Annotated in this window: 8 protein-coding genes; 2 read left to right on the forward strand and 6 right to left on the reverse strand. The window is 47.8% G+C overall.

Annotated features, from left to right (window positions below):
* The first annotated feature begins 189 nt into the window (after positions 1-189).
* The gene (locus BBD42_RS25725; protein WP_099520485.1) at positions 190-4,395 is read left to right on the forward strand and encodes a sulfite reductase subunit alpha; all 4,206 of its coding nucleotides are present in this window, start codon (positions 190-192) and stop codon (positions 4,393-4,395) included.
* Positions 4,396-4,641: 246 nt separating this feature from the next.
* Complete coding sequence (locus BBD42_RS25730; protein ID WP_099520486.1) at positions 4,642-5,895, forward strand: cytochrome P450; 1,254 nt, start codon at positions 4,642-4,644, stop codon at positions 5,893-5,895.
* Positions 5,896-5,993: 98 nt separating this feature from the next.
* Here the strand turns inward: BBD42_RS25730 and BBD42_RS25735 are convergent, their stop codons facing one another.
* The 6 genes from BBD42_RS25735 to BBD42_RS25760 form a co-directional block, all read right to left on the reverse strand.
* Complete coding sequence (locus tag BBD42_RS25735) at positions 5,994-7,055, reverse strand: HD domain-containing phosphohydrolase (RefSeq protein ID WP_172455631.1); 1,062 nt, start codon at positions 7,053-7,055, stop codon at positions 5,994-5,996.
* A 32-nt stretch (positions 7,056-7,087) separates the two neighbouring features.
* Positions 7,088-7,462 (reverse strand): response regulator, encoded by a 375-nt coding sequence (locus BBD42_RS25740; RefSeq protein ID WP_099520488.1) that lies wholly within the window; start codon positions 7,460-7,462, stop codon positions 7,088-7,090.
* Positions 7,463-7,480: 18 nt separating this feature from the next.
* Positions 7,481-8,407 carry a methyl-accepting chemotaxis protein gene (locus BBD42_RS32700; RefSeq protein WP_269467256.1) on the reverse strand — a complete coding sequence of 309 codons (927 nt, stop codon included), beginning with the start codon at positions 8,405-8,407 and terminating at the stop codon, positions 7,481-7,483.
* A gap of 28 nt (positions 8,408-8,435) precedes the next feature.
* Positions 8,436-10,808, reverse strand: a complete 2,373-nt coding sequence (locus tag BBD42_RS25750) for a hybrid sensor histidine kinase/response regulator (protein ID WP_172455632.1) — start codon at positions 10,806-10,808, stop codon at positions 8,436-8,438.
* Between the two features lie 151 nt (positions 10,809-10,959).
* A complete protein-coding gene (locus tag BBD42_RS25755) occupies positions 10,960-12,081 on the reverse strand; it encodes a response regulator (RefSeq protein ID WP_099520490.1) in 1,122 nt (373 codons plus the stop codon).
* Positions 12,062-15,163: a hybrid sensor histidine kinase/response regulator gene (locus BBD42_RS25760; RefSeq protein WP_099520491.1), complete on the reverse strand. Its 3,102-nt coding sequence runs from the start codon at positions 15,161-15,163 to the stop codon at positions 12,062-12,064. Before BBD42_RS25760 ends, BBD42_RS25755 begins: the two co-directional genes overlap by 20 nt.
* Positions 15,164-15,210: the final 47 nt, after the last annotated feature.

The following is a 15,210-nucleotide window of genomic DNA, read 5'->3' on the forward strand; positions in this document are numbered from 1 at the left end:
TTCGGAGTCAGACAAATTAAAATGAAAATAAAAACGTTTTCATGTTACATAACATAACACAAACTCATTGACTTAGATCGTAGTGCGATATATATTGAGCATATCTAGTTATAATCCGTTAAGTTTGAAAACCAAAACTCACTTCTTTATTACATTCCTATTAACTTCTAACGCTGGTGGTGAACCTGCTTGCCTACTGAAAAAATAAAAAGCGTCTGCCCTTATTGCGGTGTTGGATGCGGCATCATCCTTGAGGTATCGGAAAATCGTGTCATTAAAGTAACGGGAGACAAAGAGCATCCTACCAATTTTGGGCGATTGTGCACGAAAGGCAACACGTGCGGCGAAGCGGTTTCGGAGTCAGGACGAATGGAATACGCTTATGAACGCCTCTCGCGCAAGGGCGAGCCGCATAAATTAGCCATCGGCGAAGCGATAAGCAAAACAGCAGCACAACTGCGCTCCATACTTGACGAGCATGGGCCAAATGCCCTTTCCTTTTATGTATCCGGCCAAATGTCACTGGAGTCGCAGTATTTAATTAATAAGCTCGCCAAAGGCTTCGTGGGCACGAACAATATTGAATCCAATTCCAGGCTCTGTATGGCAAGCGCCGGCAGCGGTTATAAGCTGTCTCTTGGAGCAGATGGCCCGCCAGGCTCCTATCAGGATTTTGACCAAAGCGATCTTTTTTTCGTCATTGGCGCAAATATGGCTGACTGCCACCCTATTTTGTTTCTGCGGATGATGGATCGAATAAAAGCGGGTGCAAGGCTTATTGTCGTTGACCCACGCCGCAATGTTACGGCCGATAAAGCATCCTTATATATGCAAATAAAACCGGGAACCGATCTGGCTCTGCTAAACGGACTTTTGCATCTACTTGTGAAAAATAATGATATTGACGAAGCATTTATTGCTGACTTCACTTCCGGCTGGCAACCGATGATTGCGTTTTTGGACGATTACCCTCCGGATAAAGTAGCTGAAATAACGGGCATCCCGGAGGCGCATATTCGCAAGGCCGCGGCTTGGATCGGCGAATCGCCGAATTGGATGAGCTGCTGGACGATGGGCCTCAATCAAAGCACACACGGCACTTGGCACACGAATGCGATTTGCAATTTGCATTTGGCTACCGGCAAAATATGTCGTCCAGGCAGCGGCCCCTTCTCCCTCACCGGTCAGCCCAATGCAATGGGCGGTCGCGAGATGGGCTATATGGGACCCGGCTTGCCCGGCCAGCGTTCCGTCCTCGTAGAAAAAGAACGTGATTTTATCGAGAGCCTATGGAAGCTGCCATCAGGAACCCTTACAACCGAGGTAGGTACAGGAACCGTCTCGATGTTTGAGCAAATGCAGGCTGGTCAAATTAAGGCATGCTGGATTATTTGCACGAATCCCGTAGTGACGGTTCCCAATCGAAGAAACGTCATTGCCGGTTTAGAGAAAGCCGAGCTTGTCATTACGCAGGATGCTTTCCTTGAAACGGAAACGAATGCCTATGCGGATATTATGCTGCCCGGTGCGTTATGGTCGGAGGCTGAAGGCGTGATGATCAACTCCGAGCGTAATTTGACTTTGATGCAGAAGGCGGTAAAGCCGCCCGGCGAGGTGCTGCCCGATTGGCAGATCATCGCTCGTGTAGCATGTGAAATGGGCTTTGCCGACGCTTTTTCATATAGCAGCTCCGAGGAGGTTTATCAAGAAATTCAACAGGCCTGGAATCCCAAGACCGGCTATGATATTCGCGGCGCATCCTATGAGCGGCTACGCAGCACACCGCTGCAATGGCCGTGCGCTCCTGAAAGCGAAGCGGATCGCAATCCTATCCGCTATATCAACAATGGAATCAGCCAAACGTTGAAGCTCAAGGAAGATGGCAGCCTGCCGAGACTTGTATTTCCGACCGAAAGCGGCAAAGGCATTTTTCTCGCCCGCCCCTTTTTGCCTCCGGCTGAGCTTCCTGATATGGAATTCCCCTTTATTTTGAACACGGGACGCGTTCAGCATCAATGGCACACGATGACGAAAACCGGTAAAATAGCCAAGCTGAATAAACTGAACCCTGGTCCCTTCGTGGAAATCCATCCAGAGGACGCGGCCACTCTTGGCATTACAGCAGATAATCAAGTCGAGATTCGCTCTAAGCGGGGGGTTGCTATTTTACCTGCTGTCGTAACCGATCGGGTTCGTCCCGGCAATTGCTTTGCCCCGTTTCATTGGAACGATATTTTCGGCAAAAATCTGGCTATTAATGCTGTGACCAACGATGCTATTGATCCGATCTCCTTTCAACCTGAATTTAAATTTTGCGCAGTGTCTCTTATTCGCGTCGCCGCTTCCGCAGAGGCTAAGCCGATTATTCATTCTGATGAGGAAATGACAGCCTCCCACTCGACATTCCGTAGTGTGAGCAACGATTATGAGGAGGAGATTTATATGTCTAAAGTCGATACTCTCGCCAGTATGCTTGGCATTGAATCAACATCTGTTATGACGCTGGAAAACCATGAAAAAACGTATGTGACCGGTTTTATTGCCAGCCTAAAAACGAGCGAGCTCCAGAGCGCGCCTGGCATCCCTGTTCTTCCTCCATCTGCGCCGCTGGAAGCCTCCAAAAAGCTATTTCTCGATGGGCTGCTCGCAGGCATGTTCTCCCGCACTTACTTGCCGGAATCCGGCGCAGCCTTGAGCGCTGCGGCAAGTACCGGGCAAGCGACGCTAGAACCGCCTGTACCTTTTGCCCACACGAAAGACGCAGAAGCTTTGCGAATTACGATTGTATGGGCATCTCAAACCGGAAATGCCGAGGAAGCCGCTCAAGCTTGCGCCAAGCAATTATTGGCAGCGGGTCATCATGTCCAGTTGTTAAACATGGATGACTACGATATAAAGAATCTTGCTAATGAACAGTATGTGCTATGCATTGCGAGTACATTTGGGGCTGGCGACCCGCCTGACAATGGCACCGGCTTCTGGCACTCGCTTCAAGCTGACGATGCACCTAAGCTGCCTGGAGTGAGATTCGCTGTACTCGGCTTTGGCGATTCCAGCTATGATTTATTTTGCGGGTTTGGACAACATTTGGATGCCCGATTCGAGCGTTTAGGGGCCAAGCGCCTAATGCAGCGAACAGATTGCGATACTGATTTTCAAGAGCAGGTATCTGCATGGATCACATCGCTCGAAACAGCTTTGCAAAAAGCTCAGAAGGACATGGGAACGAACGACGCAGCGTCTTCTTCTGCACATGAGACTGCCATACAGATTCACTATGATCGGAACCAGCCGCTTACAACCGTCTTGCTCGCCAACAAGCCGTTAAGCAAGGAAGGCTCTGAGAAAGATACCCGCCATTATATTTTTGATTTAAAAAATACGGGCCTGCACTACGAGTCCGGTGACGCTTTAGGCGTTTGGCCAACAAATGCTCCGGCACTTGTGGAAGAAGTATTGGAAGCTGTAAAGCTCAGCCCTACCGAGATCGTGTCCGTTAAAGATTTTGGAGAGCTCCCATTAAGCCTTGCTCTTGCCAAGCATTACGATATTGCCCGAATCACTCCGAGCATTTTGCAAGCCGTATGCGAACGCACAAATAGTGATGTTTTATCCCGGCTTTTAAGGAAGGAAAATCAGGATGAATTAAAGCAATGGCTGTGGGGACGTCAGCTCGCCGATCTGCTGCAGGAGTTCCCTTTCCCGATTCAAGCAGCTGAGCTTGTTCAACTGCTGAAGCCGTTGCAGCCGCGGCTCTATTCCATTTCTTCCAGTTCAAAAATGAATCCGGATGAAGTACACATTACCGTATCCACCGTTCGTTATCCGTTCAATGGCAAGCAGCGAAACGGCTTATGCTCCACCTTTCTGGCTGACCATGCGGAGAAAGCAGCTGGCGTATCCATTTTCGTTCAGAAAACCTCCCATTTCCGCCTGCCAAGCGATACTGATAAACCCGTCATCATGGTAGGCCCCGGAACAGGCATCGGCCCCTTCCGCGGTTTTTTGCAGGAGCGTCAAGCAACTGGCGCCAAAGGGAAAAACTGGCTGATCTTTGGAGAACAGCGCGCGGCATGCGACTTTTATTATAAGGAGGAGCTGGAAGCGATGCAGCAAGGCGGCATTCTCCATCGTTTGGATACCGCCTTCTCACGCGATCAAGCAGAAAAAATATATGTACAGCATCGCATGATTGAGCACGGCGCTGAATTGTGGTCCTGGCTTCAGGCGGGCGCCTATTTCTATGTATGTGGGGATGCCGGCAAAATGGCAAAGGACGTAGACGCCGCACTGAAGCAAGTCATTAGGCAGCATGGCGGAAAATCGGCGGCTGAAGCGGAGCAATATGCGAAGGAAATGGCCAAAGAGAAACGATATGCCCGCGACGTTTATTAAGCTAATGCATACAGGGTAAGACGACCGCATCTACTCGCGGTCGTCTTTATTTTTCACACCTCCTCTACTCTATCAAAATTACAAAAACTAGAATACTTGAATTAGAGTATAAATTTCTGGTATATTTGTAAATAACAATGGTAATTTGAATTGGCCTGATGACTCTCTATTCCAGCAGCCTTACTATTGCGATGAATCATTATCGTACGACAGGTTTCACCGCAGCGACTAAAGGAGGAATATGCAATGAATAACCATGTCATTTCTTTAGCTGATATTACGAGCTTTCAGTCTAAAGAAGAAGAGTTCAGCCCTTATAGTTGGTATCGCCGCATGTTGAATCAAGACCCGGTCATTTTTAATGAAGGATCAAATGCCTACCATGTGTTCAAGTACGATTACGTAAAAACGGTGCTTAGCGATTTCAAAAACTTTTCCAGCGTTAGAACACGCAGCATCGTCCAGGTCGGTTATCAGAGCAATGACGACAAAGATAAAGAAATGGTCAAAACGTTTCCCGATCAGCTTGATATTCACAATGTTGATCCGCCAGAGCATCGCAAACGGAGATCCCTGCTCGCCGCTGCTTTCACACCAAGAAGCCTGCGGTTATGGGAACCGCGCATTCAGGCTGCTGTCGATGAATTAGTGGCCCAATTTGCCGATCAATCAAAGGTGGATATCGTTGAAGCCTACACAAGCGTATTGCCAGTTGTCGTCATGTCCGACCTGCTTGGCGTCCCTTCCAAGGACCGCCTCTTATTCAAAGCATGGGTGGACAAGCTGTTTTTGCCAGCAACTCATGAAAACTTCAATGAGATTAATGAATTGAAGAAGAAGGCCGGCGACGAATATTATCAATACCTATATCCGCTCGTTGTAGCGAAGAGATCCCATTTAGAAGACGATATTATTTCCGATTTAATTAGAGTAGAAGTAGATGGCGGGCATTTTACAGATGATGAGATTGTACGCACGACGATGTTTTTACTTGGGGCGGGAATTGAAACAACGAGCAATTTGCTGGCTAATTCCTTTTATGCTTTTTTATACGACCAGCCCGAGCTGTATCAGGAACTTAGAAATAATCCCGAGCTCGTGCCAGACGCGGTTGAAGAGCTGCTCCGGTTTCGGTTTCACATTAGCAAAATGGACCGGACTGTCAAAGAGGATAATGATGTGCTAGGGATTCCGCTCAAAAAAGGGGATACCATCGTGGCTTGGATGAGCGCAGCGAATATGGATGAAAGCATGTTTGAAGATCCTTTTACATTGAATATTCACCGGGAAAATAACAATAAGCAGCTCGCATTTGGCTATGGCGCCCACTTTTGTCTAGGAGCACCTCTAGCGAGGCTGGAAGCCGCTCTTGTTCTTACTGCCTTTTTAAAAACATTTTCCAAAATTGCGCCCGATACAACCTTTATTTTGGAAGACAACCTTGTCCCTAGTGCTGCCGGACAAAGCTTGACTCGATTGCCTATCCAGCTTTTTAAATAAAAAATACCGTTTGATGCTGCTTCATTCGTTTCATGCAAAAAAATGGCCTAAGCAAGCTGCCTTCGATTTGGAATCGGAGTCAGCTTGTCCCTGCAAACCTATACAAAAACCTCATCTTCGAGTGAAGATAAAATGCCTTCATTAAATAATTCAATTAGAACGGCAGCAATTTGCGGATCAAAATGCATGCCGCTTTGCCTTTTCACTTCTTCAATCGTCTCCTGAATCGTCCAGGCTGTCTTATAGGGACGCTCATGGGTGAGCGCATCATAAAAATCGGCAAGCGCCACGATTCGTGCTTCCAGAGGTATTTCTTCCCCTTTCAAACCAAGCGGATAGCCGGAACCATCCCATTTTTCGTGATGGGATTTCGCGATAATCCCCGCCAGCTTCAAGATGGAAAAGGTGCTGCCTTCCAAAATGCTGGACCCAATAATCGTATGAGCCTTCATCTGCTCAAATTCATGAGGCTCAAAACGCCCGGGCTTCAGCAAAATCTCATCGGGAATACCGATTTTTCCAATATCATGCAGCGGCGCTGCTTTGCGAATACGATCAGCGGCCTCTTCCGAAAGCCCCAAACGGCTGGCAATAAGCTCCGCAAGCCTACCGACCCGCAGCGTATGCCTGCCCGTCATATCATCCCGATATTCTGCCGCGCGCCCAAGCAGCAGCAAAATTTCCAGCTTAGCCTTTTGCAGCTCCTCCGTCCGCTCCAACACTCTCATTTCCAACGTATTTTTATGCTGTTGGATCTGATTGTGCAGCTGCCGGGTTTTAAGCAAATTATTAATTCGCAAAATGACCTCGGTCCGGTCATACGGTTTAGTCAAAAAGTCATTCACTCCCGCCTCCAAGCAGCGCCTCTTCACTTCAGGGGTGACATCAGCGGTAAGCATCAAAACGGGCAAATAACTGTCGGCCGAGAGCTGCTCACGAATGAGCGTCAATACTTGCAGTCCATCCATGCCCGGCATATGCATGTCCAATAGGATGATGTCCGGCTCAATTTCCACTAGCTTTTGCTGAATCTGGAGAGGATCCATTATACTATATATATGAGTAAACCCTGAGCGGACCAGAATCCGTTCTAAAAGCGTAATGTTGAGCTCCTGGTCGTCCACGATTAATATTTTTGCGCGTGAAATGTCCTCCATCATTCTTCTCCATTCTGTATTCGTGAAATGTCTGCTTACGCTCTTTCTTTCTCCAAAGCAGCCTTCATCTTCTCTAGCAGCCGCTCAAGCACAACCGGTTTCGTATCAAAATCGTCACAGCCCGCCTGATAGGCCTTTTCCTCATCGTCCGTCATCGCATGAGCGGTCAAGGCGATAACGGGAATATGCTTTGTATGAGCTGAGCTTTTGAGAAGGCGGGTTGCCTCCCATCCATCAAGCACCGGCAAGCTCAAATCCATCAATATTAAATCCGGAAGCATTTCTTCAGCGAGATCTACCCCTTGCCTGCCATCTTCAGCCGTTATGATGCGATACCCTTTGCGCTCCAGCCGCCGGGATAACATATCGCGATTCATCTCGTTATCTTCAATCAGCAGAACGGTGTTCATCGTTTAGCAGCCTCCCCATTACACCATTTGATTGAGCACTTTAGCCTGCTCTTCCAGCTTGCCTGCCGCCTCGCTAATTCCTGTAAAGTCCCCAACAGCCTGCTGGATTTCATGCTTGCTGCTTATAATCGCTTCTCTGGAGCTTTTTGAGCTACCGCTAACCTTGTCCACCTGCTTTGAAATTCCTTCCAGCGAATTTTGGATTTCGCTAGCAGCCCCTTGAACATGCTGGGCAAGCTTTTTGACTTCCATCGCTACAATATTAAACCCGCGGCCATGCTCCCCTGCGTGCGCAGCTTCAATCGCTGCATTCAAGGCAAGCAAATTCGTCTGTGACGCAAAATCCCGAATCGTCTGGACAATCCCCCGCACGGCTTGCGTTTGCTGCTCCAGCGTTTGCAGAAAATCGATTTGAATGGCATTATCGCTCACGACATGCTCGATAACCGAGGCGACTTGCTCGCTGCGATTGATGCCTATTTGGGTCCGCTCCAGCAAATCCGCCGCCATCTGCTGCAATTCGTCGGTCATTTTGACTACGGCCTTCTCGCGCGCAGAAATATCTGTTGCAACCTTTACGATGGCAAATGGAACGCCCTCATCATCACATACAGGCATATAGGTCGCTTCAAGCCAAATACTCGATCCGTCCTTTGCTAACCGAACAATTTTCTCTTGAAAGGCCTTCCCTTTGCGCAAATTCTCCCAAAACTGCTTATATTCATTGCTATTTGCAAACTCAGGCCTGCAAAACTGCCGATGATTTTTCCCTGGCAATTCATGTGCTGCATAACCCATCGCCTTGGCAAACTGCTCATTTGCCCACAGCACCTCTCCTTGCAAATTAAATTCGATCATCGCCAGCGACTGCTCTAATGCGGATAGAACCGCCTTCCCTTCAAGCACCTGCGTACTTTGGGAAACCAATTTCATAACGTCATTCACTTGCTATTCCTCCTATTAAAACTATCTATCAGGTTGATTCATGATTCGCTTGCGGTGCAGCCTCTGATTTATTATCCTTGGCAAGAGCCATCAATCGGCGAATCTCCGAAAGCAGCGAATGGTATTCGAGCTTTTCTTTTTGGATTATATTTTTGGCATAGCTGTTTAATTTCTGCCGTTCTTCCTGTGTAATTGACTTAGCTGTCACAACGACAACCGGAATCTCGTTCCATTCCCCGTGCTTGCGCAGCTCCGAAATAAATTGAAAACCATCCATTTCCGGCATCATAAGATCTAGCAAAATAAGGGAAGGCATTACGCTTGCCATATGCTCTAGTGCGAGCCTCCCATTACGGGCTTGCGCAACGACATATCCTTCTCGCTGTAAAAGCTTGGTCATCAGCTCGCTTGTCGTCGCATCATCCTCAATGACGAGAATTTGGTGATCGTCGCTTTGCTTAATATATTTGTCCATCACCCGGATCATCCGTTCCCGTTCAACCGGCTTGGTTAAATACTCGGAAACGCCCAGCGTGTAGCCCTGCTGTCTGTCGCTGGTCATCGACCAGATAACTACGGGTATATCGGCAAGTTCGGCATCATTTTTAAGAGCATTAAGCACACTCCAGCCATCCATATTGGGCATAAGAATATCTAAGCAAATAACTTTTGGCCGCAGTTTTTTGGCCAGCCGCAGCCCCTCTGAACCATTATCCGCAAATGCCAGCGTCCACCCTGTTTTCGCTAGGTAACGCTCCATCAGCTCCCGATTGAACACCTCGTCATCAATTAGCAAAATGCTCGTCTGTCCATGCTCATCCACCGTATGTACAGGTAGTTCAGCTGTAGGATAAGACAAATGAACGGGGGAATCCTCCATCGTATTCGGCAGCCAGCAAATAAACGTTGTCCCGACGCCAAAGCTGCTTTCTACCTGAATATCTCCGCCCATAATTTGGCTAAACCGCTGGCTTATAGCTAGCCCGAGCCCTGTGCCGCCATATTTGCGGGTAGTAGAAGCATCGGCTTGGGTAAAGGGCTGAAACAGCTTTTTCAGTTGATCTGGGGTCATGCCTATTCCCGTATCCTGAACGCTAAAGCTGTAGCCTTCTCGCTGATTGCGCGTTTCCTTCCGCACCTCAAAGGTAATAAACCCCGAATCCGTAAACTTGTTGGCATTGCTCAGCAAATTAAAGAGAATTTGCCGCAGCTTCGTAATGTCAGCGGTAATGTCTCCATTTTCCTCGCAATTCATTTGCAGCTTATTGCCTTTCCCAAGCGCAAGCGGACGTATCGTAGTCAGTACATCCTGCATTAAACTCGGCAGGCTGCAGGTCTCGGGGTGCAGTTCCATTTTGCCGGCTTCAATTTTAGAAATATCTAAAATATCGTTAATGAGCGCCAGCAGATGGTTGCCAGCCTTGCTGATTTTAGAGAGGTCCTCAACGAAAACAGACTCGCCAAGCTCCTCCGCTTCTTCCTGAAGCATCTCGCTGTAGCCGATGATCGCGTTCAGTGGAGTACGAAGCTCGTGGCTCATATTGGCCAAAAACTGGCTTTTAATCAGGCTCGCTTCAATCGCCTCGTCATGCGCTTTGGCAAGCTGTTCCGTTCGTTCGGCAAGCGCAGTTTCTGCCTTTACCCGATCGGTAATATCGGTACGAATGGAGATGAACTGATGAGGAATGCCATCCTCACCGAGAAAAGGCACAATCGTCGTATTCATCCAATATTCACTGCCGTCCTTAGCGCGGTTTTTGACCTCGCCTTTCCATACATGGCCTTGTTTAATCGTTTCCCACATCACTTTGAAAAAAGCTTTCGGATGAAAACCCGAATTAATGACCCGATGCGTTTTCCCGATCAATTCTTCGCGTTCATACTTGGAAATGACACAAAACTTCTCATTTACGTAAGTAATAACTCCTTTATTGTCTGTAATGGCAACAATTGAGGATTCGTCCAAAGCATTTTCAATATCGCGCAAGCTTTCCATGTTTTGCATTAATTTCAGCTCATTGTGTTTGCGTGTCGTGATATCGCTGCCAATCGCCATATATTTATAAACGATCCCGTCATCATCAGTGAACGGCAGAATCGTCATATTCACCCAATATATGCTGCCATCCTTGGCCCGATTTTTCACTTCTCCCTTCCACACTTGCCCATCGCTGATCGTCGCCCACAGCTCTTTAAAAAACGCTTGTGAATGAAAGCCGGCATTTAAGAACTTATGGCTGGAGCCTATTATTTCATCTCTCGCATATTTTGAAATCTCACAAAAATAATCATTGGCAAAATGGATAATACCTTGTGCATCCGTTATCGAAACGATCGAGGATTGTTCTAAAGCAGATAAAGCATAGTTTATATCTTTTATGTCTTTGAGTTCTTTTAACATCTGTGTTTCTCCCATCCTACACAAAAAGGTATTAAGTCTACTCATTACTATACGACAATATTTTGAAACATTTTTGAAAGATGAGAATTGCGCTGCTTTTTTAATAAGAGTGGCCTGATCTATCGAGCTTTTCCTGTCTCAGTCCATCTGTTCACACGCTTCTCCAGCGATCGAACCACAACCGGATGGAGTCGTGCGGCTCCATATCCAGCTCCTGAAGCAGCATTTTTCGCAATAGCTCATACTGGGCTTCGACCGAACGCCGATCCTCAAGAGAATCATAAATGCGCATCAGCTCAAAATAAAGACTTTCTTCCGTTGGAAGCACACTTTGCATTTCTAAATAATGTTCGGCAGCCGCTGGGAGATTATGGCTTTCAATAAAATAATTCGCAATTTGTTTGGCATGCGACAGCCACTTCATCCGGAGCCGCTGCTTCTCGGTCTCTGCCCACAAGTAGGCATATTCTGCGAGATAATCGCCTTTATACTGGGCGGATAGCTGCTTATGCTGCTCCAGCGATTCGCTTGCCAAAGGCGGAGCCGTATCCATTTGCTGCTCCCATTCCTCAACATCAAGCGGGAAGCCGTTCAAATCCAGCCTGTAGCCTTCATCGACGTTTTCAATGCGAATGTTCAACTGCTCATCCTGTAGCAATTTGCGAATTTGATAAATCGCCGTATATAATTGCGTAATTCCTTTTTTCCAATCAATATCCGACCATAATTGGTCGACCAGCGTCTGTTTGCGGATGGGCTTCCCGCGCAAATGCAGCAGCAAGCTGAATAGTTCCTGAGCCTTTAACGTCTTCCAGCGCAGCGTTGCCGAGCCGCCCGCCGCCCGCTCAAACTGCAAGGAACGAAAGCATTGTACCCGGACCCAGTCCTGACGGGGCGCAGCGGGCAGCTGACTGCCAGCTCTTTGCAGCAGCCGTTCGGTTGTTTGGGCTAGTCGCTTCAGCTGAATGGGCTTCAATAAATAATCTATAGCGTTAAGCTCAAATGCCTTAACCGCATATTCTTCATAGACGGTTACAAATACAATTTGCGTATGCGGGCGCTGCTGTAAAATTTTCTCCGCCAGCGCGATGCCGCTCATCTCCGGCATTTCAATATCCAGAAATACAGCATCCGGCGCCAGCTTGCCGATGTCGGCAAGCGCCAGCCTTGGATTGCGATAGGTGCCGATCATTTCAAGCTCTGCAAAGCACGCAAGCTCCTCGGCCAAATGACTTAATGCTAGCGGTTCATCATCAACCAGTATAACTTTCATGTATACCTACCTTCTCCATCGGCAATCGGATGAGTATTTCCGTGCCTTCGCCCGGACGGCTGGAAATCGTTAATCCGTATCCAAATAATTGTTTCATCCTGCGGTCAATATTGGCCAGGCCAATTCCACCAGCTAGCGGTGCTGCTTCCGCATGGGGCGGCAACTCTGCTGGCATGCCAACCCCATTATCCTTCACCGTAATCAGGATGTCTCCGCCTTCCTGCCAGACACAAATTTCAAGATGCCCGCCATCCGCTCTGCGCATAATGCCATGCCGAACCGCATTTTCCACCAAAGGCTGAATCGTCAAGGGCGGAATCCAGAAAGACAGCTCTGTCATCACTTGAATATCAAACGTCAGCCAATCCTCAAAACGAACCTTCTCAATATGCAGGTATGATTTCACCAGCTTCAGCTCACGCTCAAAAGGCACCAGCGGCTCGGAGCTGTCAAAACGAAAGCTTTCCCGCAAATAATGCCCGAATTCCGTCAATAAATCCGTCATTTTCTCCGGCTGTTTTTTACTCAAAGCGGCAATTGAATTTAACGTATTAAATAAAAAATGCGGCTTGATTTGCGCCTGTAAAAAGGCCAGCTCCATCTGAATACGCGCGCCGACCGAGAGCTTCAATTGCACCAGCGTCAAAATCCGCACTCGAAGCTCTGACCACTCAACAGGCTTCACCAGAAAATCATTCGCTCCCGCTTGGCTCGCCGCTATCGCATGGTCAGAGTAGCCAGCGGACGTCATGAGAAGAATGGGAAGCTCAAAGCTGGTAAAATGCTCACGGATATTCCGGCATACGTCAAGCCCCGACATATCCTGCAAGATGCGTTCTACAATTACGAGATCCGTATCCCGCATATGGTGAAGCCGTTTAAGCGCTTCTCTGCCTTTTTTAACAACGGTTACCCGGTATTGATCCATGGCAAGCAGCTTCACCAAAACATTGATGTTTAATGAATCGTCGCTTACGATCAGAATTTCAGCTCTTTCTGTTTCCTGGCTTTGATTTAGCTTGCGACTTCTGAATGGCTGATTCACTAGCCCCTGTGCCTGTGAGGACAGATCCACACTTTTTCCTTGAAATTCAGGAAAGCTGCCAGCGCTGGCTCCTGCCAATATCTCTATAGCAATCGGAAGCGATAGACCGATGACAACCTCCTGGGCCAAGCCAGAGGCGACGCTGATTCTCCCTTGATGCAGCTTAACCAGCGCATGGACAAGGAATAATCCCAGATGCTCGTCATAGGGCAGCGGTCTGCTCGCTTCGTCCTCCAGATGCAGCATTTTCACAAGAGTCGCGGCTGTATCGTCCGTTATGCCCGTTCCCTGCATGATGATTTCAAGTTCCATCCGATTGCTAACCAAGCTTGCCTTTGTTGTAATCGTACCTTCAATGGTCAACCTCAAAGCGGACTGTATAAGTCCGGTCAATATTTGCTGCAAACGCTGCTCATCCGCTACAATTGGCGGCAAGCCCTGTGGAATCGTATTCATTAATGTAATCGAATCGCTAAATACCAAGTAGCGGGTGCGTTCCATGACTTCACCTACAACAGATGGCAAATGAATCGGACGCACCGTAAGCGCAATGCCTGCTTCAAGCAAACGGGCAAAATCCATCATATCGTCTACCAGCCTTCTCATCGTCCAGCCAACTGAAGTAATCAGCCGCAAATCATGAATTTGCTCCGCGGACAAGCTCTCATCCGCATGCAGGCGTGCTTCTGCAACGCCAATCATGGCATTTAAAGGCGTAATCATCTGTTCGGAAATACCCGTCATAAATTCAGACTTAAACCGATTCACCCGATGGAGCTCCAAGGTAAGCGCCTCATTTTTTCGATAAGCCTGAAAAAACTGGTGCAAAAACAAATACGAAATTGCGATGCTAAACCCGATCATTTGCACAAAATACCATAGGGTTAACTCACCAAAGCCAAACAGCACTAGCGAATTAAGCAAGGCCTGTGCCGAAAACAGGAGAAACGACCAAAACTCATAGCGATTTTGCTCGTCCCCGCTGCGTAAGTTTCGTAAAACTACGAGAAGGATATATGTATGTACAATAAAAGATACCATTAGCCACAGAGGCAGCAAGCGAGTGGAAATAGCCGTCGGCATGACGAGTATACAGGCAGCCATTGCGGAGGAGATGACGAGCAAACCTCTCTTGAACAGGCGGTTGACGTGCTGCTCCTGTCGTACAGCTAAGTACATGAACATGCCTACCAATATGGAGATTGAACATAGCCAATATACGGTGACCGTCATCCGGTAAGGCATTTCCGGCCAGATGGCCAGCAGCCACCTCGTCCCTTGAACGGAGTTCAACAGCGCCGTACATAAGAAAAAGAACGATAAATAGATCCAGCCGCTGCCCCGATCCTGTAGATGCAGCACACCAAAATAAAGGCCAAACACGATAAAAAAAGCAATGGTGCCAAATTCGAAAGCGGCAAATTGCTGCTGCTCCTGAACGATTAAATCCGGCGGCCCCATCCGTATCGCTTGAATGATACCCCCACTTGTTGCATGATCGAAATTAGCAACCTGTACAAAAATGTCGATGCTATCCGTTCTAATTTGCGTATAGGCAATATACGGCTTAATTTTCCCCTTATACCGCTTTAAACCATCATCAAGGGCGCCGCTCGCTCCAATTTCTTCTCCATCGATCAACAACCGATGCGCGCTGCGGATAAGCGGTACTTGAAAGGCTTGAAGCTCTGGCTGATGCTCGCCAAATTGTATGCGAAGATGAAAGGTGCCATATCCGAAAGCTTGACTATCGTACATATCCAAGAGCATATTGCTCCAATTTCCAGGAACATGCGCCTGTTCGGATAATGGGCCTGTCTTCGCTTCTGCCATGCTCCCCCACAGCTGCTTTGGATAAAAGTCCCACTCCCCCTTCAGCTTAATGACCTTCTGACCGAACCCGTCCCATTTACTTAAGTCGAGCACGCCATTTCTAGCTTCCGGCTGATCGTCCCACTTCAATTGCGAGGCTACATTAGCGCCAATAAGCAATAGCAGAATAAATCCTAACATGCCAAATAATGCTTTGTTTTTCATATTTCCAATTCCCCAGTTAAAAAGTTCCTTGTTTATGTTTCATCATA

This window comes from Paenibacillus sp. BIHB 4019 (assembly GCF_002741035.1).
Classification (GTDB): Bacteria; Bacillota; Bacilli; order Paenibacillales; family Paenibacillaceae; genus Pristimantibacillus.

Coding starts and splice junctions, on each gene's coding strand:
- BBD42_RS25740 (WP_099520488.1), bottom strand. CDS start 7,462: ATGAACACCGTTCTGCTGATTGAAGATAACGAGATGAATCGCGATATG.
- BBD42_RS25730 (WP_099520486.1), top strand. CDS start 4,642: ATGAATAACCATGTCATTTCTTTAGCTGATATTACGAGCTTTCAGTCT.
- BBD42_RS25750 (WP_172455632.1), bottom strand. CDS start 10,808: ATGTTAAAAGAACTCAAAGACATAAAAGATATAAACTATGCTTTATCT.
- BBD42_RS25760 (WP_099520491.1), bottom strand. CDS start 15,163: ATGAAAAACAAAGCATTATTTGGCATGTTAGGATTTATTCTGCTATTG.
- BBD42_RS25755 (WP_099520490.1), bottom strand. CDS start 12,081: ATGAAAGTTATACTGGTTGATGATGAACCGCTAGCATTAAGTCATTTG.
- BBD42_RS25735 (WP_172455631.1), bottom strand. CDS start 7,055: ATGATGGAGGACATTTCACGCGCAAAAATATTAATCGTGGACGACCAG.